Annotated in this window: 3 tRNA genes; all 3 read right to left on the bottom strand. The window is 56.1% G+C overall.

The annotated features are described in order from the left end of the window. Window positions 1-92: 92 nt before the first annotated feature. A tRNA-Ile gene (locus tag ACP3VS_RS24355) sits at window positions 93-169 on the bottom strand. A gap of 7 nt (window positions 170-176) precedes the next feature. Then, window positions 177-250 (bottom strand) — tRNA-Met (locus ACP3VS_RS24350). A gap of 27 nt (window positions 251-277) precedes the next feature. After that, a tRNA-Ala gene (locus tag ACP3VS_RS24345) sits at window positions 278-353 on the bottom strand.

Below are 353 nucleotides of genomic sequence, written 5' to 3'. Positions count from 1 at the left end.
ATTCGAACCCCCGCGCGGTGTTACCCGCCTGTCGGTTTTCAAGACCGATCCCTTCAGCCAGACTTGGGTATACCTCCGTAACAATATATAAATGGTGGACCTTGCAGGACTCGAACCTGCGACCGGACGGTTATGAGCCGTCTGCTCTAACCAACTGAGCTAAAGGTCCTTTAAGATGGCGGCAGAGGGGATCGAACCCCCGACCTTACGGGTATGAACCGTACGCTCTAGCCAGCTGAGCTACGCCGCCAGGATCTTTATACTGGTTATTTTACTATGGTGGAGCCTAGCGGGATCGAACCGCTGACCTCCTGCGTGCAAGGCAGGCGCTCTCCCAGCTGAGCTAAGGCCCC

Source organism: Lysinibacillus sp. VIII_CA (assembly GCF_049943995.1).
GTDB lineage: Bacteria > Bacillota > Bacilli > Bacillales_A > Planococcaceae > Lysinibacillus > Lysinibacillus pinottii.
Note: the sequence above shows the minus strand (reverse complement) of the source record. Positions and strands in the feature narration are given on the sequence as shown.